The organism is Vibrio sp. 10N.222.52.B12 (genome assembly GCF_002875385.1).
Lineage (GTDB): Bacteria > Pseudomonadota > Gammaproteobacteria > Enterobacterales > Vibrionaceae > Vibrio > Vibrio jasicida.
Genome location: NZ_MDAW01000143.1, coordinates 24,649 through 50,671 on the forward strand (window position 1 = coordinate 24,649; position 26,023 = coordinate 50,671).

The following is a 26,023-nucleotide window of genomic DNA, read 5'->3' on the forward strand; positions in this document are numbered from 1 at the left end:
CGTCTAGGTAATGCGAGCCACAAGCATATCTAAATTCTGCACAGCAAAATGATGTTGTCGACCGTCAAAATGACGGTTGTTTTGCCGATAAACCGCAAATTGTCGGTTTTCAATAAGTTGTAATTGAGTAGAATGGCAAAATTAAGGAAAGCTTGGTGATGTTATGGACAAATTTGATCATCAGATCATAGACCTATTACGGCAGAACGCCCGTCTCTCTATTACTGAAATCTCAGAGCAAGTTAGCCTGTCACGTTCAGCTGTGACAGCTCGGATCAAAAAGCTTGAAAATGACCAAGTCATCCTTGGCTATCATGCCGATATTGCGATATCTAAAGAGTCGACGATTTGTGCTTACATGGCACTCAAATTTGATACCTCCGCTTCTAGCCATCATTGCGACAATTACGCTAATGACCTGTATAAAATCGATGGTGTTAAATGGTGTCACGCTATTAGTGGTGAAACCGATATGATGCTGTTTGTCGAAGTGCCTAATATCGCGCGTCTCAACGAGATTCGAGATTATATCCAAAACTATCCAGAGCTTCGTAACGTGATGACACATACCGTGTTAACGGAGTTTTTCAATACCACAGGGAGTAAGTTTGTAAAATGAACGAAAAAGACATCGTCCTCAATTTTTGGAACGTAATGGCAAGCAATGACTTCTATGCGGCGGCAGAGTGTTTGTCAGCTGACTGCGCCGTGATTTGGCCATTAACTAAAGAAGTGATTCGAGGTAGAAAAAACTTTGCAGAGCTCAATTCAGCTTATCCTGCAGACGGGAAATGGACCTTTACTATCGAACGCATCGTGGCTGATGCTGATCAAGTCGTTACCGATGTGATCGTTAGCGATGGTGTACGTTCGGATAGGGTAATTACTTTTCATACTGTCCGTGATGGCCTGATTTGCAAACAAGTGGAATACTGGCCGGAAGATTACGCCGCGGCAGATTGGCGTGCTCAATGGGTTGAGCGTGCTGAATAACATCAACCTGAATCTACTGCGCTCTTTACATGTCCTACTTGAAGAGTGCCATGTGAGCAGAACTGCCGAGCGTTTGCACATCACTCAATCGGCGGTAAGCCGTCAATTAGCGCAGTTACGTGAATTGTGCGGTGATCCTTTATTGGTTCGACAGGGTAACCAACTCATTCCAACACCAAGAGCATTGCTTCTAAAAGAGAAGTTAGATGACTTATTAGCAGAATTCGACCATCTTCTCGATGACAAGCCTTTTGAACCTGAGGATTGGAAAGCGGAGTTAGTATTTGCATCAAGTGATTATGTCGCCCAATACGTTCTCCCTGACATTGCCTCTCATCTGAGTGGCTTTGCTCCTCAGTTAGATATGGCGTACCGACTGTGGCAGCCAGACTTTCTCGATAAGCTTCATGAGACTGGTATCCATATCGCGTCTTCCATGTATCCAGAGAAGCCTCAGGGTGTATCTAGTGTGAAGATTGGTGAAGACTCATCAGTTTGTTTGATGAAAGCTTCTCACCCGTTAGCAAAGCAAGACAGTATCAGTGTTGAAGATTTAATTTCTTACTCCCACATTAAAGTTACGGGTGGTGGGGACAAAGATTCGTACACCGACTTAGCATTAAGAGAACTAGGGCAAACACGTCATATTACGTTCAAAGTGCCTTTTTTCTCTGCTGCCATCAATCGCTTAGTTTCTAGTGAACATCTGATGGTGGTTCCAGAGCATATTGCGGTCAATCTTGCGAAGCATTGGGACTTGGCCCATAAAGCACTGCCTCTCGAAACGCCTATTCATCAGTATTGGTTAATGTGGCATCCAAAATACGATACGGATCCGGCGCATAGATGGGTGCGGGAAGAGATTCGTTCGGTCATGCAGATTTCAGAATATTCCATTCGATAATAAATGCATTATTTAGTTATGATTTGAAATCATGATTAGTATGAAAAACTTTGATTTCTAATTATACCTGTTCCGTTGATAGATTAGCGTCAAAGAGGGGAGATTCTTATGACACTAACAGTTTGGTTATCACTTTTTACCGTGTGTTTATTAGGGGCAATGTCGCCAGGTCCAAGTTTAGCGATTGTTGCTAAGCACTCGTTAGCTGGTGGCCGCGTGAATGGTTTGGCTACCGCATGGGCGCACGCGTTTGGTATTGGTATTTATGCGTTCATTACCTTGATAGGTTTGGCAGTGGTACTTCAACAAAGCCCGTTGCTATTTAAGACGATCAGTTTGGCAGGTGCAGCTTACTTGGCGTATCTCGGTTTCAATGCTTTACGTTCAAAAGGTGGTGTAGCAGCGAAGCTAGAATCTGGTGAAGAGACGACGGTTTTACAATCGGCGCGAGAAGGTTTTCTTATTTCGATTCTAAGCCCGAAAATCGCACTGTTCTTTATTGCATTGTTCAGCCAATTTGTTGCACTTGGTAACGATCTAAGCAACCAAATGATCATCGTCGCGACGCCATTTGTTGTCGATGGTTTGTGGTACACCTTTATTACCTTGGTGTTGTCGAACTCTCGCGTTGTGGACCGTATTCGCTCAAAGGCAGTACTGATTGACCGACTATCCGGCATCGTCTTAATGCTATTAGCTGTGCGAGTGGTTGTGACGATTTAACCAAGTCGAACGCATTGTATAAAAAGTAAAAAGGCTACCGCGATGGTAGCCTTTCTTGTATATGGCAGACAAAAAAACATCCTAACTCTTAACGAGATAGGATGTCAGCAAAGAAGGTTGCTCAGGAACATAGGGGGAGTGTGGAACCTTCAGAAACGCTAGCGACGAACTTCTTCAAACTCGCCTTCAATCGCGTCGGATTTGCCCGTATTGAATTCATATTCTTCATGCATTTCTTGCTGCATTTGCTTCACGCGCTTTTCAATACGTTTACCAGTGATCAGGGCTGCGATGGTCAAAGGAATCGCCATGATTAGGCTAAATACCAAAGTAAAAAAGCCAGTAATCAGTGCTAGTGCAGTAACGATAATTCGATTCATAATCATGACCTCTCTTTCAATCTATGGGTTCATATTAGTGCTCTGAACATGAACGAAACATGAATATAGCGTTCAAGTTGGTTAATTAATGTCTGAGGAATGTCAAAGAGTCTTAAAAACGAAAAAACGCCTGAGGTCATCAGGCGTATAAACGGGGAAGAGCTATTAGTAATGCGCGGGGCGCTTATTATTAAAAACAAATGCTGAGGTGCTACTCGTTACCTATTGTGGTTAACGTTGTGGAGCAAGGTTTCACCTTATCGAGGGAATGTTTGGTAACGAACACCCATCATTTGTTCCATACAGTGCACAACTTGGCAGCTGTAACCGAATTCGTTGTCGTACCAGATGTACAATACACAACGCTTGTCTTGTGCGATGGTCGCTTGTCCGTCCACCACTCCTGCGTGACGAGATCCAACTAGGTCGCTTGATACGATTTCTGTCGAATCTGTGTAATCTATTTGAGCAGAAAGCTCTGAGTTTAACGCCATTTCACGCAGGTAGTCGTTCAGTGAATCACGGTCTACATCTTCACCTAAGTTTAGGTTTGCAACAGCCATTGATACATTTGGAGTAGGGACGCGAATCGAGTTTCCAGATAACTTACCAGCTAGTTCAGGCAGTGCTTTTGCGACGGCTTTCGCAGCACCTGTTGAAGTGAGAACCATGTTCAAAGAGGCACTGCGACCACGGCGATCGCCAGAGTGGAAGTTGTCGATGAGGTTTTGGTCGTTGGTATAAGAGTGTACCGTTTCAATATGACCCGAAAGAACACCATACTTGTCATTTAACGCTTTAAGGACCGGTGTAATGGCGTTGGTTGTACAACTCGCCGCAGAGATGATGGTGTCATCTTCTTGAATCACAGATTCATTCACACCAAATACGACGTTCTTGATTTCACCTTTACCTGGCGCAGTAAGCAGCACCTTTTCTGCCCCGCTACATGCTAGGTGTTGGCTTAGTCCCTCTGCATCACGCCAAACACCGGTGTTATCAACAACAAGTGCATCGTTAATACCGTAAACCGAGTAGTCCACATCACTTGGGTTGTTTGCGTATATGATTTGAATGTAGTTGCCGTTGATGATGAGGGCTTTGCGCTCTTCATCGATAACGATGCTGCCATTGAATTGACCGTGTACAGAGTCACGGCGCAATAGGCTCGCACGTTTTTCAAGGTCGCCTTTTTTACCGCCACGAACCACAATCGCACGCAAACGAAGTGGGTAACCTGGGCCGCTCTTTTCAATCAAGAGGCGAGTCAATAGGCGACCAATGCGACCGAAACCATAAAGAACCACATCACGAGCCGCTAAAGAAGAATCAGCATCACGGGCACCGTGCAAAGCTGTGTGCAAGAAGTCGTTTAGGGCAGAGGTGTCTTCGTGATCTTTCCAGTACATACCAGCAAGCTGGCCAACATCAACACGGCAAGATGAGATGCTCATTTCGCACAACGCTTGAATGATCGGCATGGTTTGTTCAAGAGATAGAGGACTTCCAGTGTAACGTCTTGCAATGCGGTGAGTTTTGAGAATGTCGATGGTGGTGGCGTTGATAAGTGTCTTACCAAAAAGAACTACTTCAATTCCTTTTTGACGATATAGCTTACCAATAAGAGGGGAAATAGATTCAGCAATCGTTTGGCTTGTTTGCCAGTCTTGGAGATATTTCTCTGGACTCATTGTTGTTTCGGACCTTTCACGTTTTGGGGGCTGACCTTACTTTCAGCTGTTACCTCAACGGTAGAGCGTGAAGTGAGGGTGTTATGTAATTGGGTTGTAATAATTATGTGTGCGGATTGTACGGGCGGAGGTCTTATTCTGCTAGGAAAAATAAATCCAGCTTAAAGTGTGGCAAATCGTCTTTTGATTAGTTGATTAATGTGACTAAGGCAGGATTTTATGGGGATTGACTTTTTACAAATATAAAACTTAATTCGTGACTATAAAGGATCATCTCAAATAGAAAGGTTGCAACAATGATAGTTACCATTTGGAATTTGTGATGTTTGTATTCTTTAACACGAAAATGGTAAACGTCTTATCAACTTTTTAATGACCGTCTAGGGTTCACCAATGGTCTATGTCGATTTAACCAAATCTGTTTAAAAATGATGCTGCAAAATTTTGCAAGCAGTCACACTTTTTGTTCGGTTAACCTTGGTGCAACAAAGGGCGCTAAGTGTTGTTTTTGCCTATTTGAGCAGATAAGCGAAGCAAAAGCGCCAATAAAACCCTTCGCATAAGTTCATATTCAATTTATGAAAGTAGTCTAGTATTAATTCGAGGGCCTTTTCTTAACTCGGGCGAACGGATGATAAAACTTTCTATAAAATTACGTTTAGCTCTACTCGCACTGTTACCTGCGGTGGTTATTTCTGTGTTCGCCGTTCACCAATTTTCTATTAACTCTCAACGAGTCGCCAGACTCAACCAAACCGTCAGTAATATTCAAGGCTTGAAGTTGATTTCTGAAGCATCCCACTTTGTGTATGAGATGGAGAAAGAACGTCATCAATATGGAGAAGAGCAACCTCTTCCGATCGAAGTCAAAGTTCAACGAGACAAAGCTCTCGCGATTTACGACAAGTTCATGCAAAACAGTCACACAGTGGAATATTCCAATGATTTAAAGCAAGCCATGCTAGATGTGATCTCCGGCGACATAAAGGACAGTGTGGATGCAGGAGATTGGTCATTTCGACTCTTACAAGAGATGTCTGAGGCATTTGTTCAGCATTACCATCTATTTGACAGTGACGAAGCGCATTGGATGCAAGACTTCATTGCTTACCTCGCACAGCTTTCTTATTGGACGCAAAAAGAGGCGTGGCTGACCTATCGCTTGGTGTTAGAGCCGGAGAGTAAGCCCAATCAAGGCATGTTTTTCCAATCAATTGAGCGGCAGCAGCAAAGTTTGGAAGGGTTCATAAAGCTGGGGGCTTCAAATGAGCAAGTTGAGAAACTATTGGGCCTGTACACATCGCCGCGCTATCTTTCTAGCATTGAAGCTCGTGGGCGTTTGATGGCAGGTGAGTTATCGCAATCGGACTATGTAACTTACCTTAGAGACCTTGACCACCGCGTACAACGCTTACAAGTAATGACGGCAGGGTTCACTCAACAAGTCGAGAGTGCATTGTTAGTACAAGTCAGTTCGCAAAAACAAAGCATCACGCTGATGACGTCGGGAGTCATGGTCATCATCGTCTTATTGTGTTGGCTGGGGTTTGGTACTTGGTATCGAGTGCACAGCAAACTGGACTCTATCATTCACTCTCTCAACACGCTCATCCATGAACACGTTAAAGGGGAGAAAGTGGCCGTTGATGGTAATGATGAGTTCACCATTTTCGCGCAGCAAGTCAATCGTATGATGGAAGAGCAAAACCGACAGACAGAAGAGATTCTAAAAACCAAAGAGTCAGCTATCTCGGCTAACAGAGCAAAGTCAGTTTTCCTTGCCAGCATGTCCCATGAAATACGAACTCCATTGAATGGCATTATTGGGATGACGGAGATTCTGTCCCAAAGTGACCTTTCAGTTCATCAGAAAGAAGTCTTAACCGATATCGATACTTCGTCTCATACGTTGCTGACTCTTCTGAACGACATTCTCGATTTATCGAAAATTGAATCTGGTCACTTACAGCTTTCCTTAATCGAGACTGACATTCGCGAGGTCGTTTATCAGTCAATGATTTTGTTTCAATCTAAAGCAACGTCCAAGCAACTGGAACTAAACATTAACCTGGATGAACGTATTCCTCCACGCATTATGGTCGACGATCACCGCATCAAACAGATCATCATGAACCTAGTCTCGAATGCGGTGAAGTTTACTCATGAAGGGCACATTTCTGTCGACGTTGATTACCAAGAATCGACGACGCAAAAGAGCGTTTTCTTAACGTTTAGAGTGACAGATACAGGGATAGGCATTGAGCGAGACAAACTGAATACCATATTCGAACCTTTTACCCAAGAAGATGAAGGCATCTCGCGTCAGTTTGGTGGTACTGGATTAGGCTTAGCGATTTGTCGTCAATTGGTTGCCATGATGGGCGGCAAATTAACCGCGACATCATCGAAAGGGATAGGAACCCATTTCGAATTCTCAATCGAGGTAGAAGTGCTACCAATTGTTGGTTGGCGTTCAGAATTAATTCGAACGGGCATACTCATCACAGACCAATACCCTTACACCGACCAAATCGTTAAAGAATGCCGTTTAGCAGGAATACAACTTTCAGAGGTTAAGCGCATTGATGATTTGACCTTTTCTTCAAGAGAAGCCGAAGTCATTTTTTACTGCCATGATGGTAAAAGTACGTTGGACTCGGCCATCGATGAACTAGAGAAATATGTCGATGTGAGTCGAATCATTGTTTGTCAGCATCATCTCACTACGACCTATACCAACTCAGAGCGCATTCATGCGGTGTTGACTCAACCCTTCCTTGGTAATCGCTTCAGACATGCCATTGATGAGCTTGCTCAAGTCGAACAGAATAATAAAAGTTACGATGTCACGGCGTCGGCTGTCATTCATAACATTAACCAATCTCGAACTCATCGCCGGATTTTGATTGCAGAAGACAATTTGATGAACCAAAAGATTGCCAGTTTCTTTCTTGATAAAGCGGGCTACGATTATTTAATTGCCAGTAATGGACAAGAAGCATTAGAAGCCATTACAAAAGGAGAGCAATTTGATGCGATTCTGATGGATTGCATGATGCCTGTGATGGATGGCTTAACCGCCACAAAAGAGATACGTCGTTGGGAAAAAGAAGTGGGCAGCGATAAGATCACCATTATCGCTTTGACCGCGAGCGTACTAGAGGAAGACATTCAGAACTGCTTTGCGGCGGGGATGGATGCATACTTACCGAAACCTTACAAATCGAACCAACTATTTGAGTTGTTTAATGAACTAAAGCTTGCTTAAATCGCTCTGATGGGCCCTATGGCTACCGAACGATAATGAAAAGGAAGTAACATGTTCAAACTTGCTGTTATTGGAACTAACTGGATCTCCCAACAATTTGTTGAAGCGGCCATTCAAAGTAAAGAATTTTGCCTACAAGCGGTGTATTCACGTGATATTGATAAGGCACGTTCGTTTGGTGAACCTTATAACGCAGCGTCTTATTACGATAGTTTAGAATCCTTAAGTAAAGACTCAGATATCGATGCGGTCTACATTGCTAGTCCTAACTCTTTTCATGCGCCTCAAGCTATTCAAATGCTAAACGCTGGTAAGCATGTCATTTGTGAAAAGCCCATGGCGTCTAACTATCCTTTGGCACAAGCCATGTTTAAGGCTGCAGAAGCAAATGGCGTGGTGCTGTTCGAGGCCTTCATGTCGCCATACACACCAAACTTCCAAGTGTTGAAAGACAGCTTACCGACGATTGCCCCTATTCGTCATGCAGCGATTAGCTACTGCCAATACTCCTCTCGTTACCAGAAATACCTAAACGGTGAAAACCCAAATACCTTCAACCCAGAGTTCTCTAATGGCTCAATCATGGACATTGGTTATTACTGTGTTGGTTCTGCGATTGAACTGTTTGGTGAGCCGAATAGTGTTCAAGCAAGTGCTCACATCTTATCATCAGGCGTAGATGGTTGTGGCAGCGTAACACTGGCATACGATGGCTTTAATGTGAACCTATTACACTCTAAGGTGAGTGATTCACTCATTCCAAGTGAATTTCAAGGTGAGCGGGGTAGTGTGATTGTCGATATGATTGCGACAGGTCGTGGTGTTGAACGCATTCCGCGCGGTGAAGATAAAGAAGTCCTAACGCTGCCGCAAGAAGAGAACCACATGTTCTATGAAGCTCAAGCCTTTGCTAAACAACTTAAACTGGGTGTGATGGATGATCAAATGAAGCAGCGTTCATTGACCGTTGCAAAAGTACTGACCGAAGTAAGAAGGCAAACTGGCGTGGTTTTCCCTGCTGATAAGATGTCTTTACTTAGTTGAGGTTAGTTCGTTCAACTTCTCGTTTTTAAAACAACAAAGCCCTCGCCGTTGAAGTGAGGACTTTGTTTTTCAGCGTTACTCGAAAGCGTCGTTACATTGAGACTTGTTGAGCTGAGAGCTTATTAATGGTTTTTTGGTACGTAATATAAGCCGCGATTCCAGCCATAAGGTTACCAATACAAGCGCCAATCAGTAGACCTTGAATGCCTCCCACCTGAGCCCCTACCCATAGACACGGTAGGAAGAACAAAAACAGGCGCAGGGCTGAGATGGTTAGTGCGGTATAAGATTTCCCCAGTGCGTTACAAATCGACACCATCAACATGCACACCCCAAGTGAACCTAAACTGATCGGGACAATCATCAAGTGCATGTGCAAGACTTGTTCTACTTGAGTATCACTTGTCATAAGTAAGGCGAGTGGGTTAGCTGCGGCAAAGGTTACTAGCGCAATCAACAACTGGAAACCAAGGATGAACTTAACGGCAATAGACACCAATGCACGAATGTCGGTGTAGTTTTTCGCTCCTAATAAGCGTCCGACCATCGGCGGCATTGACATGGTTAACGCCAATACCGATACAATCGCAAAAAATTCATAGCGCGAGCCCAAAGCCCAAGATGCAACTGCCGCCGTACCAAAGCCTGCAAGTAGCTTGGTCGCTAACATAGATGATAGAGGTGGTAGAAGCTGGCTGATCATCGCTGGGCCCATGATATTACCGATGGACGTGATGCTCTTAACCACATTCAAATCCTGCCACTGGAAGGTTGCCCAATGGTTTTTTTGAACACGAGGAGCGACGACCAATATACCGAAACCAAAGGCGATGACGGTGGCAATTGCTGCGCCGTTAATCCCCAAATCAAACGTGAAGATAAACAACGGATCGAGCACTAAGTTCACGCCGCTGGTGACCATCATCATGGTGCCAGGTAGCATGGTGTTGCCATTTGCGCGGCAGATACTGTAGTAGAAATACAGCACCGCACCTACCCAAGAACTCAACAGCCACCAAGGCCAGTAACTGTCGATAATTGGCATTACGGTATCAGGTGCGCTCAACAGTGAGAGAATAGGGTAGCGCAACAACCAAATGAGCAAGCCGAATACTGCTACGCCCACCGATCCGATCATTAAAACCAGACCGCCTAATTGCTTTGCATAGCGGGTATCGTTTGCGCCTAATGCTTTTGAAATTACAGCGGTTGTTGCAATGCCAAGGCCGACTTGAATACCGATAACCACCATTTGAAGTGGTAGAGTAAAGCCCTGTGCAGCGAGAGGTAGCACACCTAGTTGGCCTATGAAGGCGCTGTCGACTAGCTGAAAGCTCATCAACGACAACACACCAAAGAGCATTGGCCATGTCATAGTAAACAGTTGTTTTGCTAGCGTCGGTTGTGCGGTAGAAGAAGTTAAAGGCATAGGAACGTTGAATGTTTTTGGAACTGAAGTTGATTTTATTGTACACAGTGTACAACAAAGAGACAAAAAGAAACCCCGAGCAAGTTATCCCTGCTCGGGGTTGAATTCTGAAACTAATTCGACTTATTTTTTGCCGCTAGTTTGCTTGTCTTCTTCAGTCAGTTCGCGGATACGACGGCTGATGTCACGACGTGCTTTAGAGATTTCTGCACTCTTGATGATGTGATCGTCAACGCGGTCTTCGTAATCAGCTTTCATGTTTTTGATGATCGCTACGATTTCGTCGTGAGTCATTTCAGGTTTGATGTAGTCTAGTAGGTTCTCTAGAAGGTCTACACGCTTACGGTTATCACGAACTTTTTTCTCGTTATCAAGCAGCTCACGTTTTAGTTTGTTTTTACGACGAGCTTGGTTCACGATTTCAAATACGCTACTCATGGTTCCCTTTCCTAATTTGTGAATATCTGACTCGATTAAAGCACAACATCTCGTGGCATAACAGTCTTTAGATCAAACGTGGCGTAGGGTTGAACATTTATCCACCAATTCTGATGTGTTGTTAACACTCGTTACTGAAAAGCTTGGATTATCGTTCACTGAAATGCACCGACTCGTTGTCATAGGAGTTTTGACGCTATATTATCAGCTTTATTAAAGACAATATGATGAAGCTCGAAATGAACTCTGGTAATACTGCGGAGCAAGTCGAAAGCCAAGAAATGGAATCAACCACCGACTCATTGGCAGATAAACTTAAAGCGGCTTACGTTACAGCAAGAACACAACTCGAAATCACAGAAGTCGAACTCAACCGTTCGAAGATAATGATGGTTGATGAGAATGGAAAGATGACCAAAGTGTCGATCTTATCAGAGCATTAAGACCTACCCCGAATCGCAAAGGGTGTCAGGTCCATGCGCTATGCTTTAGCCTGATACCCAAATTCAAATGCAAAAATAATAAGGAAATGCATTATGAAAGTTGAGTTAACGGCAATTGAAGCACGAGTAATTGGTTGCTTGATCGAAAAAGAAGTGACTACCCCCGACCAATACCCTCTCAGCCTTAACGCGCTAACGAATGCGTGCAATCAAAAAAGTAACCGTGAGCCGGTTATGTCTTTATCTGAAGCTGACGTTTTAGATGCAGTGGATGCGCTCATTGAGCGTCGACTTGTAAGTGATGAAAGCAGTTTTAACAGCCGAGTGAGTAAGTATCAGCATCGATTCTGTAATACAGAGTTCGGCGATTTACAGCTTAGCGTACAAGAGAAAGGCATCGTGTGTTGCATGCTGTTACGTGGTGCTCAAACGCCGGGTGAGATCCGTACGCGAACAAACCGTCTTGCTACTTTCAATGATGTTAAAGAAGTTGAAAACGCACTTGAGCTTTTAGCTGGTGAAGAAAGAGGCCCGCTTGTTGTAAAACTTCCTCGTGATGCAGGTAAACGTGAGTCTCGTTACATGCACCTATTCTGTGGTGAAGTTGACATGAGCGAACTGGCCGTAGCGTCATCTGCTCCTTCTTCTGCCGGTGCCGAGCGCGTTGCTCAGCTAGAACAAGAAGTAGTGCAACTTCGTGAAGAATTAGAAGCACTAAAAGAACAGGTTGCGTCGCTGCTTTCATGAGTGACATTGCCGAGCAAAGCTGGAGTGTGTATCTGATCCGAAACAACCGCGATGCACTGTATTGTGGTGTGACGAATGATGTACAGCGACGCTTTAAACAGCATCAAACGGGAAAAGGTGCGAAAGCACTGAAAGGGAAGGGGCCACTGACTTTGGAGTGGTCATCTTGTTTTGAAAGTAAAAGTGTTGCGATGAAAGCGGAATATTTCATCAAACAACTGACCAAAACAAAGAAAGAGCAATTGGTAGAAGAAGTCGCGAAGATCAACGTCGATGACAATCAAATGCTTTCTTTTCAAATGCGGTAAGTCAAACGTGCACGGAAAAACAAGAGCAAAAATAACGCCATTCAAACGCGATGTTGAATGAGTCAGAAAATGCAAAACTGTGCTGCTAATCCAAGGTTTGATACCTCAAGCAAACACTTCTTTTTCAAAAAGACAAACCGCCTTCAAATGGCGGTTTATTTTTGACGGGGGTGGGTATCATTTCCGTCGGTAGTAACACATAATACGGTAATGCCCCGCAAGGCTTAATAGAAACATTTATAGAGACCCAAGCATCTGAAGTTACTTGGGTATACAAGCGGGCTTTTATGGATATGTGCAAATAGGGTAAAGGATGACTCGGCTAGGTAATAAAATAGAGCAGCGACATGCTCCATAAAAAACTATAAGAGCAACACATGAAAAAAGCGGTACTACTTTCTCTGATTTCTATGATCGGTTTTTCACCGATTTCACATGCGACACAAGTGCTTAATGGCTATTGGGCATACCAAGATTTTCTTGATGAGTTTCCTGAGCAAAGAAAGCTGACCAATGCCTTAGCAGAAGCCGTTCGCGAACGTCCTGTGCCATTCTCTAAAACCAGAACACGTCCACTTAAAATATCCGTCGTATATCCGGGTCAACAAGTGTCAGATTACTGGGTACGAAACATTGCTGCTTTTGAAAAGCGTTTAGATAAGTTGAATATTAACTATCAAATTAACCAAGTGTTTACGCGTCCGAATGCCGATATAAAGCAACAGAGTTTGTCTTTAATGGAAGCATTAAAAAGTAAATCTGATTACTTAATCTTCACTCTGGATACCACCAGACATCGTAAATTTGTTGAACATGTATTGGATTCAACAAATACCAAGCTGATTTTACAAAATATCACTACGCCAGTACGAGAGTGGGACAAACATCAGCCGTTTTTATATGTTGGGTTTGACCATGCAGAAGGCAGTCGAGAATTAGCAACGGAATTCGGAAAGTACTTCCCAAAACACACTTATTACAGCGTGCTTTATTTTTCTGAGGGTTACATTAGTGACGTAAGAGGTGATACTTTTATTCACCAAGTTAACCGTGATAATAACTTTGAGCTACAATCAGCCTACTATACAAAAGCAACAAAGCAGTCTGGTTATGATGCTGCGAAAGCGAGTTTAGCCAAATACCCAGATGTTGATTTTATTTATGCTTGCTCTACTGATGTGGCGTTGGGTGCGGTTGATGCACTTTCTGAATTGGGAAGAGAAGACATTATGATTAACGGATGGGGTGGGGGCTCTGCCGAGTTAGACGCCATCCAAAAAGGCGATCTCGACATTACTGTCATGCGTATGAATGACGACACCGGGATTGCGATGGCAGAAGCCATTAAGTGGGACTTGGAAGGAAAGCCGGTACCTACCGTGTATTCCGGTGATTTTGAAATTGTCACGAAAGCGGATTCACCGGAAAGAATCGAAGCGCTTAAGAAGCGTGCATTTAGATACTCAGATAATTGATGACAATACGTTCAAACGCCAAAAAGCGTCGCTCTCTTGCGACGCTCATTACAAAGATCATCATTCTTGTTCTCGCCCCGATCATTCTCGGGATTTTTATTCAGAGCTATTACTTCTCTAAACAGATCATTTGGCAAGAAGTAGACAGGACCAAGCAACAAACTTCTGCTCTGATACACAACATTTTCGATAGCCATTTCGCGGCGATTCAAATCCATCACGATAGCAATACAAAAAGTGAAGTGATTCGTAATTTTTACGTTGACAGAAATACAGATGCGTTGAATTACTTCTTCCTCAGTATTGACCAAAGCGATCCTGCTCATACACCAGAATTTCGTTTTCTGACTGACCATAAAGGCATCATTTGGGATGATGGCAACGCACACTTTTATGGCGTGAACGATCTTATCCTTGATAGTCTCGCCAATCGCGTCACGTTCAGTAATAACTGGTATTACGTTAATGTGATGACCTCGATTGGTTCTCGACATATGTTGCTTCGCCGTGTACCTGTAATAGCCCCGCCGACCGGAGAGGTCTTGGGTTTCTCCTTTAATGTTGTTGTGTTAGATAACAATTTCGCACTAATGGAAAAACTCAAAAGCGAGAGTAACGTGGATAATGTCGTAATGGTTGCCAACAATGTCCCGCTAGCAAACTCTCTCATAGGGGATGAAGCATACAGTGTTGCAGACGTGTTGCAGCGTAAAGGATCACAAAAGAAACTCGATAAGCTGCTCGTTATAGAAACTCCGATTGAAGTTAATGCGGTGACGACAGAATTGTGTTTGCTCACGGTGCAAGATAATCACAGTGTCGTGACGCTGCAAATCCAGCACCTTTTAGCCATGCTGGCTTCGATTGTTGGCATGATTATGATTGCGTTGCTGACCAAGGAGTGGATTGAGAGTAAAGTCTCGGCTCAACTGGAATCATTGATGTCTTACACGCGTTCCGCGCGTGAGGAAAAAGGGTTTGAACGATTTAACGGTTCAAATATTGAAGAGTTTGATCATATAGGTTCAACGTTGGAAAGCACCTTTGAAGAGCTAGAAGCGCAGAAGAAGTCTTTCCGAGATCTGTTTAATTTTGCGTTGTCGCCAATCATGGTTTGGTCGGAAGAAAGTATCTTGATTCAGATGAATCCAGCAGCACGCAAAGAGTTGGTGATAGATGACGATCATGAAACCATGCATCCGGTCTTCCAAGGTTTCAAAGAGAAACTGACCCCACACCTGAAAATGGCTGCTCAAGGAGCCACATTGACAGGGGTTAACGTACCTATTGGCAACAAGATATACCGTTGGAATTTATCGCCAATTCGAGTTGATGGTGACATCAGCGGTATTATCGTTCAGGGTCAAGATATCACGACCCTCATCGAAGCCGAAAAGCAGAGTAACATTGCACGGCGTGAGGCAGAAAAGTCCGCGCAAGCTCGTGCTGATTTTCTCGCAAAGATGAGCCATGAAATTCGAACGCCGATTAACGGTATTTTGGGTGTCGCACAGTTATTAAAAGACACGGTGGAAACCGAAGAACAGAAGAATCAAATCGATGTGCTTTGCCATAGTGGTGAGCATTTATTGGCAGTTTTGAATGATATCTTAGACTTTTCCAAGATTGAGCAAGGTAAGTTCAATATTCAAAAGCACCCGTTTTCGTTTAATGACACCATTCGCACGCTAGACAACATCTATCGTCCAATTTGTAATAACAAGAGCGTTGAACTCATCATTGAGAACAAGCTCGATCAAGATGTCGAAATCTTTACTGATCAAGTTCGACTCAATCAGATTTTGTTTAACTTAGTCAGTAATGCGGTGAAGTTCACGCCATCCGGAAGCGTTCATCTAAAAGCAGAGTTAGAGCAATTTTATGGCGCAGAGAACAGTGTCTTGGTTGTTGAGATCATCGATACAGGGATTGGTATTGAATCGGATAAGCTTGACCAAATGTTCGAACCTTTCGTGCAAGAAGAGGCAACAACCACTCGTGAATACGGCGGTAGTGGCCTAGGTTTGACCATCGTGAAGAACCTTGTCGACATGCTAGAAGGTGACGTTCAAGTTCGTAGTAGTAAAGGACATGGCACCACATTTGTCGTCACGCTACCTGTGAAAGACCGAGCGCGTGTACTTCGTCCTTTGGATGCCAGTCAGCGTGTGAAACCAGAAGCCTTGTTTGATGAAAGCTTAAAAGTCTTGCTGGTGGAAGACAATCATACCAATGCCTTTATCCTTCAAGCATTTTGTAAGAAATACAAAATGCAGGTGGATTGGTCGAAAGACGGTTTAGAGGCAATGGAATATCTGTCTGACAATAATTACGATCTGATATTGATGGATAATCAACTGCCGCACCTTGGTGGTATCGAAACGACGCACGAGATACGCCAGAATTTACGGCTGGGCACGCCTATTTACGCTTGTACTGCAGATACTGCAAAAGAAACCAGTGACGCATTTATGGCAGCAGGGGCGAACTATGTGCTGCTCAAACCGATCAAAGAGAACGCATTGCATGAGGCATTTGTCGATTTCAAGCAGCGATTCTTAGTAGAAAGAACGTAATTAAAAACCGAAACAGAGGGGCGTAGTGGCCCCTCTTATCGTTGACACTATTGATTCGTTATATTGTCGCTGCAGAAAAGGATTGTTCAAGCAACTCTGTTTTGAGTTCTTCCGTCATATTCAAAGGCTCCGCAAATTGCACTCCAATAATCCAACCCTTGGCCAGTTTCTTAATGTTTGCAACGGAGCAGCGATTGTCATCATCAATATAACCATTTAGAGGTGAGTCTATCGTGATCCTATCACCTACTAAGAACTCTGGTTCTATCATGGTTGAGATCCCACAACCGGATAACGAGAAATCAATCAAGCAGCCTTCGTATTTATTGTTCATATGGTCGATAGCGCAACCCAGCTGTAGCTTGTAGCGTTCATGTTCTCGCACGGGCTTGGTCGCGAATGTGGCGGGAATACGAATAAATAACAACGGAGATGGACGTAGAATATTCATCAGAACGCTGGTTTTAAAAGCAATCACGTGTCCCAAATCCGTATCTGAAACGCCTCGGATGACCACATCGACATTATTGAGCTTACGGAGTGCTTGTTCTTCCAGTAGCCGTGTTGGAATATCGAGAATGATATAAGCGTTTTCTTTCAATCCAATATAAGTCGCAGCGTAACTGTATTTTTCTTCCGAGCTGAACTCGAAGTTAACCCAGAGGCGTATTCCTGTTTTTAAAAATCGATGTAATTCGTCTTTGCTGTGAGTTGAAGGCATAACATCTGACGTTGTAATTTATTATGCCCAACAGGTTATCAAAACGCCGTTTTGGCTTTCAATAGTCGGAGACAAAAGTCGTGCAATTTTATTCTTATCTGTGAACGGGGGGATGATATTTTTGGCCAGGGTCTTGTTTCATTAAAACATTGCTTGCCACAATGCTGCCACACGTAACCAAAAAGAGTGCGCACCAAGTTAAAATATCTGGTCTTTCATTGAAAACCGGTATCGCCAGCAAAGTCGCGAGCACCGGGGTTAAGGAACCGAAGGCTGCACTCGCTTCTGCCCCAATGTTTTTTACGGCATAGAGGAAGGTGAACGAGGCAACTAACCCAGCGCCAACACCTTGCAGTAAGATATGTCCAAAGAGTTCACTCCATGGCCATTTGTTTAAGGGAGTGATGGCGAGGTAACTGTCTGTCCAACCAAAACCGATGGCAACGATAAGCATCGCAAACGAGATGATCGATACAAACCCAGCGCAAACCTGTGCAGTCAAATTTGCTACACGAGCACTGATAGTAAACGTGGCCCACATCAAACTACCCAGCAAAAACAAAAAATGCCCTTTAAGTTGGGGCCAATTGTATTCACTTGCCAAGTTGGACAATAAAAAAACAGCTATACCAAACAACACCGCCGAGAGACCAATAATTCGATGCCGGCTGAGTGGTTGTTGAAAGCAAATTACCGCGATAGCAGATACAAATAAAGGCAAGGTTCCTGGGACGAGAGCACTGCCATGCGCGACAGGGGCAAACTGCATTGCAGTGCCAACAATCAACAAGTAAGGCAAGCCACTGCCAAGAAGGATACCGAGGAGGTATTTGTTGGGGACCGCGCGCACGTGATCCATCGATTTGATGACGAATGGAAATAAGACTAAGGCCGGGACGAGAAATCGGGTGAGAGCAATGTCTGCTGGCTCAAGATTAGAAATCGCCCCGCCTTTGAGGGACAGAAAAAAACCAGCCCAAAGAAAAAGGGTGGTGAGCATCGCGGCGTATCCTAAAGCCATCATGTGTCCAATACTTTGTGAATAATGTGTTAATTATCGGATGAAAGTGACGATTAATGGTGGCAAACTATAGCGCTATGTCGCTCGATATTGATGATTTTAATCTAAATGAAAGCTTTTGTTAGTGAAATTTGGCATGGATGATGAAATGGATAAAATAGATCGCCAATTACTTCATTTGATTCAACAAGACGCGACGATGACGACGAGTGAGCTTGCAGATAAAGTCGGACTCTCTGCTTCACCTTGTGCAAGAAGGATCAAACGGCTAGAACAGGAGGGGGTCATTAGCGGTTATAGGGCAATGATTTCACGTGATAAAGCGGGCATCGCGATGACGGTGTTTGTTGAGGTCAGTTTGAATAATCACCAAGCAACCTCTATTGATGACTTTGAACAAGCCATCGGTGATATGGAAGAGGTCATCTCTTGTCATGTTGTTTCTGGGGCATACGACTATCTGCTCGAAGTAGTAAGCAAAGATCTGATGGGTTATGAGTCGTTTACTCGAAAATTACAGCGATTGGAAAATGTAAAAGACATCCACACGCACTTAGCCATTCGACAAGTGAAGGGTAATGGTAATCTTCCTATTTATACTCAGACTTAAGTTGATACTAAATCATAAAATGATTTCGAAAGGTAAGTACACATGAAGTGGTTAGATAGGCTGCGTATCGCTCATTATCACCGTAAACGATATAAGCAATTTGGTGACGACAAGGCAAAAACATTAGGTTGGCAGGACAAGTTTAGCCAAGTAAGTCGCTTTGAAGCCTTGTGTCATGATTTACCGCTCAATGGTACGAGCCTTGTAGATATCGGGTGTGGTTATGCTGATTTACTTGAATATTTAGAGCAAAAAGATATCTGCTTATCTGGCTATATCGGAATTGACCAGCAGAAGCAGTTCATTTCTGTGGCTAGGCAAAGAGTCTTCAAAACACACGCGGATTACATACGAGGAGACTTTTCCAAACTTGTGCTGCCGAGTGCGGACTATGTCTTGGCTTCTGGCTCTTTGAATTATCAATCAGCTAATCCAAATCATACTGTCGAGATGATTGAGAAGATGTATCGGGCGGCGAAGATAGCCTGTGCGTTTAACTTATTGGATGAGGCAAAGTTACCGAGTATGCAGATGCTTGAATCGCACAACAAAGAGGGAATATTGCGTTATTGCCGACTGTTATGTAAGGACAGTTATTTGGTTGAAGGGTATTCCGAGCACGATTTCACTATTGTGATGCCAAAACATTAAATCGCCTTTCGTTTAGCGAGCAATAAAAAACGGAGTCAGTTGCCTGACTCCGCTTGGTGATTCTTTTAAGCCTTATTGGTATTTGTATTTTGAGATCTCACAGTTACCTGTGTGTCTATCAACCTTAAATGAGAACGCGGCTGAATGGTATTCCCTCCCATCGCTCCAAATTGTCTCTCCGAAGATTTTACAAAGGTCCAAGTCACTGATTGAACCGAACTGTTTAACGTGCCTAACTACTGACAAAAACTTGGCTTTGGTAGCATTAGGACAATCCCTGTTACTTAATCGATTGATAACCATTTTTGTAGCATCATCTCCAGCCAAATGTGACTTTATATTAAATTTTGTTAATGGGTAAATTACCCAAAAACTGGTCGTAAGTAAAGCGTTATTGTGACGGATGTCTCTATAAATTGACCTGTTTGGTTATTAATTGCTCAATTTAAAAGGGGGAACAATCCCAATATGAACAGAATCATTCAGAGCTGTTTCGTGCATAATTAATAGCGTCGATTTCCATGCCATATTGATTGGCAAGTGTGAGGTACTTTCCTGCCAAAATTCGGAAGTCATTTTGCATTTCTAATGTATTGGTCAGATACCAGTTCGCCGTGATCTCGTTCGACTTAGCGCCTTCCTTCTGGCAATAAAAGACAATGCGTTTCCAATTTTCAGCGATGGTTTGAGAGCGATGCATCAGGGCGTTTATAGCGCGTGACATTTCGATGAAATCCTCTCGTTGTTCCTCTGATTCCAACAATTGCTTTTTCAAGCGGTTCTTATTGGAAGGCGTACGCCAAAGTTTGCTTAACTCATCCGTTGAAAATGTTTGTGAGTACATCTGACTATCGTTGTATTCTTTTAGGCTCTCATTAAACAAGCGAGCATGTTCATTGTAATTGGACTCTAAACGACTGAATTGGGTAAGATTGTCATTCCGCGAAGCGTGGTCACATTGAATATTGGCGAATGCTGGAAGTGGAACTAGGAGCAATATCCATTTGAGTTTGTTCATCATTGTTGTCACGTCAGTTATGCATCTGCTATCAGTATAGATGCTGTATGGGCGTCGTTGATATAAAGAAGAAAAGGAATAGGACATGAAGAAAGCACTGATTGCACTGGTCATTTTATTTCTGCTTGGGGGCGCTGGGGCAGGGTACTACTTCTTCTTTATGCAAAAAGACGAGCCTGTCGCTGAAGCGCCGCTTAAGCCTGAAAAAGAGGTGGGTCCAAAAGAGGAACCAAAACCTATCATGGATTTGGAAGTGCCTGCTCCAGAGGTCACCGAATACTATGTCACAGAACGCCGCATCAACGTGTATAACAAACCCGATAACCAATCATTGATTGTTGATGCTCTATATAAGGGTGAGAAAGTATCGGTGCTGGAGAAAGCTGATGGTTGGTTTCGCCTCTCGGATTACATTGTTTATGAAGAGGGCGGGGAAGAAACGGCAGAATGGGTCGATGCGAAAGGGCTATCGGATTCACAACCGGTGATTAAAGAACAAGAGCGCTTGGAAATATTGGACAGCTACTTACAAAAGTCCGATGATTTGAAAGTACACTTAGATATATTCCGTAATAAAACGCAGCAATTGCTTGATGACGAAACGTGTGCGCCTAGTGACTTCGAAGAGCTTGGAGGATGGGTTCGCTCTGTGACGTATAAAAAGCGCAATGTGTATTTCATATATTGCGGCGGGCTAGAACAAGAAAACAAAATCTATTTAGATGTCGATAAAGGTGAAATATTTTATCGATGAATGTCTGTTGAACGCTGGTGGATGTTGTTTTCCAAGGTTGGAAACAGAGATTTATAACTTTTTAGTTGTTAACTATAAGCAATAGGAATACTATCTGCGAGCTGAGTTGAAGAACTCGGCTCGTTTTGTTTTAAGTGAGCTATCATGCCTTGGATTTACGTTAGAAAACTGTTTTTGCTGCTACTTGCAATGGTGCTATCGCCAATGCAAGCTTCTGCTGCGCAGTTAGAGCATAAATCGCATTTACCTCACTTCTCTAAGTTACAACCTTTTACGGTTGCTAACTCCGCAACGAACTCTCCGGTTGATATCTCCGAGCTGACAGAAGAGTCTACTCAGTCTCCTGTTTCAGAGGGGCATGCCAGCCAAGATTCATTCGCTATTTTTAACTCTCAGCGTTGGACATCGCACCTACGTGAGAATATCGACGACGAACATGTTGATTTCGTTGGCGATCTAACCAGTCCTTTTTACGCCGATGCTGGTTATGCTTATAGCCTAATGGACATCAGTTGGCGTCAAAACCAATCTACCTTTCACCATTTTGTTAGTGACCATCGCATTGCTGGTTGGAAAGACACTAATGCCATGTACGTCGCTCTCAATAGTCAGTTTTCAGCTTAAACACCATCACTCTGCACATCTTGTGCATTCTTAACACGACAACATTTTTACAGGGCGAGTGATCGTTCTGCGCATTCCATACCTGCTTTTAGTTGGGTAATCGTTTTGTCGTGTCTTGAATTTAACTATTTGAATATTCACTGATTAGTGAATGGATGATGTTTACATGAAGAAAACACCGAAACCACAAAAAACCAGAAAAGTGCTGAACCATTACTCAGCATGGAAATATGTCGTATTAATTACGACCGTTATCATCTTAACTTTGAGCGCAATCCCAACTTGGTTTGGCGAGCAGCCGTCTATTCAGGTTACGTTTGCTGACCAAAACAACAGTGCGATGTCAGTGGTTCAATTGGATCAGCTATTAAAGTCGCATCACATTCCTGCGTCGAAGATCATTGAGAAAGACGGCCAAACCACAATCGTTTTCGATGGCGAAGATGCACAAAGTAAAGCGAGGGCTCTGTTAAACGAACAATTGAACAAAGACGACAGCATTACGTTCTCTTACGTATCGGTTGCACCAGAGTGGCTAAATGAAATGGGCTTTAGCCCAATCAAGCTAGGTTTGGATTTACGTGGTGGTGTGCAATTCCTACTGAACGTAGATGTAAATAAAGCATTCGAAGAACAACGTGACGCATTAGTAGACGAGATCAAAGCAAGCCTTCGTGAAGAGCGTGTTCGTGGTGTTCAGGTTCGCGCCGAAGCGGGCAACCACATTGCGGTAAACAGTGAAAACGAGGAAGGCTTGAAAGCAGCAAGCCAATTCCTTCGCCAAAACTACCCTGGCTGGACGATGACAAGCACAGACCGAGGCTTTGAACTTCAACCAAGTGAACAAAACATCCAAGAGTTCCAAACGACTACGTTGCAACAAAACTTGAAGATCATGCGCGGTCGTATAGAAGAACTCGGTATTACCGAGGCGATGGTTCAACGTCAAGGTAAAGAGAGTATTCGTATCGAACTTCCTGGTGTTCAAGACCCTGCCCAAGCGAAAAACGTTATCGGTGCAACAGCGAGTCTTGCTTTCTATGAAGTGAAAGATGCAAGCCAAGCACGAAGCAGCCAAGATCTTGTTCTAAAAGACAACGACGGCCGTACCGTTATTCTTGCTAAACGTCCTGTCCTTACTGGTGAGCACATTGTAAACGCGCGTGCCGGCGTGGATAAAATGGGCATGTCAGAAGTAAACATCTCTCTAGACCACGCGGGTGGTAAGAAGATGAGTGACTTCTCCGCGACTCACATTGGTAAGCCTATGGCGACCGTGTACCGTGAGTACAAGACAAATGAACGCGGCATGACAGAGCGCAGTGAACGCGTCATCAGTGTTGCAACGATTCAATCTCAACTTGGTAGCCAATTCCGCATCACAGGTGCTGGCAGCATGGATGAAGCGCAACAACTAGCTTTGCTTCTGCGTGCAGGCTCTCTAACTGCCCCAGTAACGATTGTTGAAGAGCGCACAATTGGTGCTTCTCTTGGTGCCGAAAACATTCAAAACGGCTTTGCTGCGCTTGCGCTAGGTATGGGCTTAACGCTCACCTTTATGGCGCTTTGGTACCGTCGTTTAGGTTGGGTTGCAAACGTAGCACTTTGTGCAAATATGCTTTGCTTGCTTGGCTTAATCGCGCTGCTTCCAGGCGCGGTACTTACATTGCCTGGTATTGCCGGTTTGGTATTGACCGTAGGCATGGCAGTGGATACCAACGTAATTATCTTTGAACGTATTAAGGACAAAATGCGAGAGGGTCGCAGCTTCGCTCAAGCGATTGACCTCGGTTTTGACAGTGCATTTGCAACCATCCTTGATGCCAACATCACCACCATGATCACAGCAGTGATTCTATACGCGATCGGTAACGGTCCAATTCAGGGCTTTGCTTTAACACTAGGCTTGGGTCTGATGACCAGTATGTTTACTGGCGTATTCGCTTCTCGTGCAATGATTAATTTAATTTGGGGCCGTGATGGCCGTCGTGATGTAAGGGTTTAAATCATGGTTGAAATGCTAAAACAAAATATCCGCAAGATTCGTTACTTCACAACGTTTGTTTCTGTTGTTCTAACGGTCATTGCGCTGGTCGCCCTTGGTATGAAGGGACTAAACTTAGGTCTTGATTTCACTGGTGGTATGGTTACCGAAGTGAAAATCGATAAACAACTCACGAACCACGATTTATTGAATGCACTGCAACCTAAGTTGGGTGACTCGACATCAGTAACTCGTTCTGGTGAGGATGGTCGTTGGGTGATTCGCTATTCAGCACCAACAGAGGGTCAAACTTTACCAAGTGTGGCAGAGACGCTTAAACCGATCTCACATGAAGTGAAAGTTGTAAGTAACAGTATCGTAGGGGCTCAAGTAGGTCAGGATTTGTTCGATCAAGGTGGTTTAGCGCTACTGGTTTCAGTACTGACAATTCTTGGTTACTTGTGTTTCCGCTTTGAGTGGCGTTTAGCAAGTGGTTCATTGTTCGCTCTCGCGCACGACGTTATTCTCGTTCTGGGTTTCTTTGCTATTACCCAAATGGAATTCAATTTAACGGTGTTCGCAGCGATTCTCGCTATTCTCGGTTACTCGTTGAATGACTCGATTATCATTGCAGACCGAATTCGTGAGTTACTGGTTGCTAAGCAAAGTTGGAAAACGGAACAAATTAACGATGAAGCGGTACTGGCGACGTTCTCCCGTACTATGGTGACGTCTGGTACAACGCTTATCACTGTTGGAGCACTATGGATAATGGGGGGCTCAGCTCTTGCTGGTTTCTCAACAGCAATGTTTATCGGCGTACTATCGGGTACGTGGTCATCTATCTCGATTGGTACGGTGCTTCCGGAATGGTTGAAGCTAGAACCAAAACACTACCTACCAGTAGAGATCGACACTGCACCATAATGTTTGGTGTGTAAACCAATCAGAATAGATATTTGGTCATCATTGCTGGTTAAAATCGCTGATAGCTACGTTATAGATTTTGTAGGTAGGTTAACTAGTTAGCTGCAATCTATGCCTTGCTCTAAGCGATTTTTCTTGCGCGGTGATGTGACCATCTACTTACCCTGATTGGTATAGGTAAAAGTGCTTGCGCCACTCAACTTGAGTGGCGCTTTTTTATCTAGAGAAACGAGAAACGAGAAACGAGAAACGAGAAACGAGAAACGAGAAATAAAATAAAAGAAGGTGTTACTTAACGCGCATTAGGCGATGCTTCACTGAACCAAGATCGAACTCTATGATTTGGGAACGCTTCATCGATTCAACTTTGGTGAGCATGGCATCTTGATAACCTTTCTTCTTCATCCACTGTAATGGTTCCGAAAAGCTGTCCTCATTCACCACATAAGACTCGCCTCTGTGCTCTCCCGTATAGACGTTTACTACCCACACGCGAGCCTGAAAATCGAGCGCCTCACGAATGGTCTGTTTGAACTTATCTAAGATGTGTGTCATTGCTTGCTGAATTAGCTCAATAACAACCAAACACCGACACCCATCATCAAAGTGCCTGCAATTCGGTTCATCAAGCGCACGTTTTTTGATTGGCCTAGTAAACGTTTAAGTCCTTTGCCACCAGTAGCGTAAAGAGACATACAGATGAACTCAAATAGCAAAATAATAGAGACGAGAACAACAAGTTGAGGCGTGAGTGCTGCACTTTGATCGATAAACGGAGGGAGAAGTGAAATCATGAACGCCCACCCCTTTGGGTTTGCGATGGCTGTAATAAACCCTTGAAGTACCAAATCCCAGTTACCACTAGTCGGGACATCAATACTATCAACATTGATTGCAAGCTTACCTCGTGAACGCCACATTTCAATTCCCAGATAGAGCAGGTAGCTAGCGCCAATCAGTTTGAGCGCAGTAAACAGCCATGGGTAGTTGAGCATGATTGCTGCAATACCAAGTACTGCAGAGACAGAAACCAGCGCCACCCCAACTAATTCTCCTGCCATCATCCACAGGGTTCTTCGGTAGCCGATGCTCATGCCTAACGTGAGCGCGAGTGTCATACACATGCCAGGCGTGATAGAAACAAAGAAAAAGGTGGGGATAAACATGGTCAGCAAAGCGGTATTCATATTAGTGATTATTGTATTATTAGCTAGTCAGGCAACAAAGATAGTGCAAAGTGCTCTTCGATGCCATAGATAAAAGTCGTTACCTTCTTGGACATCCATCTACCTTT

Annotated in this window: 27 protein-coding genes; 17 read left to right on the forward strand and 10 right to left on the reverse strand. The window is 43.8% G+C overall.

Going from position 1 to position 26,023, the window contains the following annotated elements; genetic code table 11:
- The first annotated feature begins 163 nt into the window (after positions 1 to 163).
- The 4 genes from BCT11_RS20465 to BCT11_RS20480 all read left to right on the forward strand — a co-directional run bounded on the left by BCT11_RS20465 (position 164) and on the right by BCT11_RS20480 (position 2,620).
- Positions 164 to 619, forward strand: a complete 456-nt coding sequence (locus BCT11_RS20465) for an Lrp/AsnC family transcriptional regulator (RefSeq protein WP_102389141.1) — start codon at positions 164 to 166, stop codon at positions 617 to 619.
- Positions 616 to 993, forward strand: a complete 378-nt coding sequence (locus BCT11_RS20470; protein ID WP_038877641.1) for a nuclear transport factor 2 family protein — start codon at positions 616 to 618, stop codon at positions 991 to 993. The genes BCT11_RS20465 and BCT11_RS20470 overlap by 4 nt, the downstream gene beginning before the upstream one ends.
- A complete protein-coding gene (locus BCT11_RS20475) occupies positions 983 to 1,897 on the forward strand; it encodes a LysR family transcriptional regulator (protein ID WP_102389142.1) in 915 nt (304 codons plus the stop codon). The genes BCT11_RS20470 and BCT11_RS20475 overlap by 11 nt, the downstream gene beginning before the upstream one ends.
- Before the next feature lie 108 nt (positions 1,898 to 2,005).
- On the forward strand, positions 2,006 to 2,620 hold the full coding sequence (locus BCT11_RS20480; protein ID WP_005433441.1) for a LysE family translocator: 615 nt from the start codon (positions 2,006 to 2,008) through the stop codon (positions 2,618 to 2,620).
- 158 nt (positions 2,621 to 2,778) lie between these two features.
- On the opposite strand, the gene BCT11_RS20485 is transcribed toward BCT11_RS20480, so the two are convergent.
- Together BCT11_RS20485 and BCT11_RS20490 are read right to left on the reverse strand one after the other, a co-directional pair.
- Complete coding sequence (locus BCT11_RS20485) at positions 2,779 to 3,000, reverse strand: hypothetical protein (RefSeq protein WP_005442428.1); 222 nt, start codon at positions 2,998 to 3,000, stop codon at positions 2,779 to 2,781.
- A gap of 257 nt (positions 3,001 to 3,257) precedes the next feature.
- The gene (locus BCT11_RS20490) at positions 3,258 to 4,691 is read right to left on the reverse strand and encodes a glyceraldehyde-3-phosphate dehydrogenase (RefSeq protein ID WP_039974968.1); all 1,434 of its coding nucleotides are present in this window, start codon (positions 4,689 to 4,691) and stop codon (positions 3,258 to 3,260) included.
- A 631-nt stretch (positions 4,692 to 5,322) separates the two neighbouring features.
- Between BCT11_RS20490 and BCT11_RS20495 the strand changes: the two genes are divergently transcribed.
- Positions 5,323 to 7,959, forward strand: coding sequence for an ATP-binding protein (locus tag BCT11_RS20495; RefSeq protein WP_102389143.1), 2,637 nt, complete (start codon positions 5,323 to 5,325; stop codon positions 7,957 to 7,959).
- A 51-nt stretch (positions 7,960 to 8,010) separates the two neighbouring features.
- Entirely contained in the window at positions 8,011 to 9,003 is a 993-nt protein-coding gene (locus tag BCT11_RS20500; RefSeq protein ID WP_102389144.1) for a Gfo/Idh/MocA family oxidoreductase, read from the forward strand.
- A gap of 91 nt (positions 9,004 to 9,094) precedes the next feature.
- Here the strand turns inward: BCT11_RS20500 and BCT11_RS20505 are convergent, their stop codons facing one another.
- Both BCT11_RS20505 and BCT11_RS20510 read right to left on the reverse strand, forming a co-directional pair.
- A complete protein-coding gene (locus BCT11_RS20505) occupies positions 9,095 to 10,432 on the reverse strand; it encodes an MATE family efflux transporter (protein WP_042600205.1) in 1,338 nt (445 codons plus the stop codon).
- Positions 10,433 to 10,555: 123 nt separating this feature from the next.
- Positions 10,556 to 10,870 (reverse strand): DUF496 family protein, encoded by a 315-nt coding sequence (locus BCT11_RS20510; RefSeq protein ID WP_005373603.1) that lies wholly within the window; start codon positions 10,868 to 10,870, stop codon positions 10,556 to 10,558.
- 227 nt (positions 10,871 to 11,097) lie between these two features.
- Between BCT11_RS20510 and BCT11_RS20515 the strand changes: the two genes are divergently transcribed.
- The 5 genes from BCT11_RS20515 to luxQ all read left to right on the forward strand — a co-directional run bounded on the left by BCT11_RS20515 (position 11,098) and on the right by luxQ (position 16,419).
- Positions 11,098 to 11,313, forward strand: coding sequence for a hypothetical protein (locus tag BCT11_RS20515; protein ID WP_042604483.1), 216 nt, complete (start codon positions 11,098 to 11,100; stop codon positions 11,311 to 11,313).
- Between the two features lie 93 nt (positions 11,314 to 11,406).
- Positions 11,407 to 12,060: a YceH family protein gene (locus BCT11_RS20520; protein WP_102389145.1), complete on the forward strand. Its 654-nt coding sequence runs from the start codon at positions 11,407 to 11,409 to the stop codon at positions 12,058 to 12,060.
- Complete coding sequence (locus BCT11_RS20525; protein WP_042600208.1) at positions 12,057 to 12,368, forward strand: GIY-YIG nuclease family protein; 312 nt, start codon at positions 12,057 to 12,059, stop codon at positions 12,366 to 12,368. Before BCT11_RS20520 ends, BCT11_RS20525 begins: the two co-directional genes overlap by 4 nt.
- Positions 12,369 to 12,745: 377 nt before the next feature.
- The gene (locus BCT11_RS20530; protein ID WP_038867368.1) at positions 12,746 to 13,843 is read left to right on the forward strand and encodes an autoinducer 2-binding periplasmic protein LuxP; all 1,098 of its coding nucleotides are present in this window, start codon (positions 12,746 to 12,748) and stop codon (positions 13,841 to 13,843) included.
- Positions 13,843 to 16,419, forward strand: coding sequence for a quorum-sensing autoinducer 2 sensor kinase/phosphatase LuxQ (gene luxQ / locus BCT11_RS20535; protein ID WP_102389146.1), 2,577 nt, complete (start codon positions 13,843 to 13,845; stop codon positions 16,417 to 16,419). Before BCT11_RS20530 ends, luxQ begins: the two co-directional genes overlap by 1 nt.
- A gap of 58 nt (positions 16,420 to 16,477) precedes the next feature.
- On the opposite strand, the gene BCT11_RS20540 is transcribed toward luxQ, so the two are convergent.
- Positions 16,478 to 17,140 carry a PilZ domain-containing protein gene (locus BCT11_RS20540; protein WP_102389147.1) on the reverse strand — a complete coding sequence of 221 codons (663 nt, stop codon included), beginning with the start codon at positions 17,138 to 17,140 and terminating at the stop codon, positions 16,478 to 16,480.
- A 94-nt stretch (positions 17,141 to 17,234) separates the two neighbouring features.
- On the reverse strand, positions 17,235 to 18,161 hold the full coding sequence (locus tag BCT11_RS20545; RefSeq protein WP_102389158.1) for a DMT family transporter: 927 nt from the start codon (positions 18,159 to 18,161) through the stop codon (positions 17,235 to 17,237).
- A gap of 148 nt (positions 18,162 to 18,309) precedes the next feature.
- Here BCT11_RS20545 and BCT11_RS20550 point away from each other — a divergent pair, with 148 nt between their 5' ends.
- Both BCT11_RS20550 and BCT11_RS20555 read left to right on the forward strand, forming a co-directional pair.
- A complete protein-coding gene (locus tag BCT11_RS20550) occupies positions 18,310 to 18,771 on the forward strand; it encodes an Lrp/AsnC family transcriptional regulator (protein ID WP_038867482.1) in 462 nt (153 codons plus the stop codon).
- Positions 18,772 to 18,813: 42 nt separating this feature from the next.
- Complete coding sequence (locus tag BCT11_RS20555) at positions 18,814 to 19,422, forward strand: class I SAM-dependent methyltransferase (RefSeq protein WP_102389148.1); 609 nt, start codon at positions 18,814 to 18,816, stop codon at positions 19,420 to 19,422.
- Positions 19,423 to 19,494: 72 nt separating this feature from the next.
- Here the strand turns inward: BCT11_RS20555 and BCT11_RS28615 are convergent, their stop codons facing one another.
- Positions 19,495 to 19,725, reverse strand: a complete 231-nt coding sequence (locus BCT11_RS28615; RefSeq protein ID WP_080774283.1) for a hypothetical protein — start codon at positions 19,723 to 19,725, stop codon at positions 19,495 to 19,497.
- Between the two features lie 175 nt (positions 19,726 to 19,900).
- Positions 19,901 to 20,443, reverse strand: coding sequence for an ATPase (locus BCT11_RS20565; protein WP_102389149.1), 543 nt, complete (start codon positions 20,441 to 20,443; stop codon positions 19,901 to 19,903).
- 82 nt (positions 20,444 to 20,525) lie between these two features.
- Between BCT11_RS20565 and BCT11_RS20570 the strand changes: the two genes are divergently transcribed.
- The 4 genes from BCT11_RS20570 (at position 20,526) to secF (ending at position 24,729) form a co-directional block, all read left to right on the forward strand.
- Positions 20,526 to 21,194 carry an SH3 domain-containing protein gene (locus tag BCT11_RS20570; protein WP_102389150.1) on the forward strand — a complete coding sequence of 223 codons (669 nt, stop codon included), beginning with the start codon at positions 20,526 to 20,528 and terminating at the stop codon, positions 21,192 to 21,194.
- A gap of 144 nt (positions 21,195 to 21,338) precedes the next feature.
- Entirely contained in the window at positions 21,339 to 21,818 is a 480-nt protein-coding gene (locus BCT11_RS20575; RefSeq protein WP_038877615.1) for a hypothetical protein, read from the forward strand.
- Between the two features lie 166 nt (positions 21,819 to 21,984).
- Positions 21,985 to 23,823: a protein translocase subunit SecD gene (gene secD, locus BCT11_RS20580; protein ID WP_038867483.1), complete on the forward strand. Its 1,839-nt coding sequence runs from the start codon at positions 21,985 to 21,987 to the stop codon at positions 23,821 to 23,823.
- 3 nt (positions 23,824 to 23,826) lie between these two features.
- Positions 23,827 to 24,729: a protein translocase subunit SecF gene (gene secF / locus BCT11_RS20585; RefSeq protein ID WP_102389151.1), complete on the forward strand. Its 903-nt coding sequence runs from the start codon at positions 23,827 to 23,829 to the stop codon at positions 24,727 to 24,729.
- A 288-nt stretch (positions 24,730 to 25,017) separates the two neighbouring features.
- Here secF and BCT11_RS20590 read toward each other — a convergent pair whose 3' ends face one another.
- Positions 25,018 to 25,284: a hypothetical protein gene (locus tag BCT11_RS20590; protein ID WP_102389159.1), complete on the reverse strand. Its 267-nt coding sequence runs from the start codon at positions 25,282 to 25,284 to the stop codon at positions 25,018 to 25,020.
- A gap of 11 nt (positions 25,285 to 25,295) precedes the next feature.
- The gene (locus BCT11_RS20595) at positions 25,296 to 25,916 is read right to left on the reverse strand and encodes a LysE family translocator (protein WP_038867386.1); all 621 of its coding nucleotides are present in this window, start codon (positions 25,914 to 25,916) and stop codon (positions 25,296 to 25,298) included.
- Positions 25,917 to 26,023 lie beyond the last annotated feature (107 nt).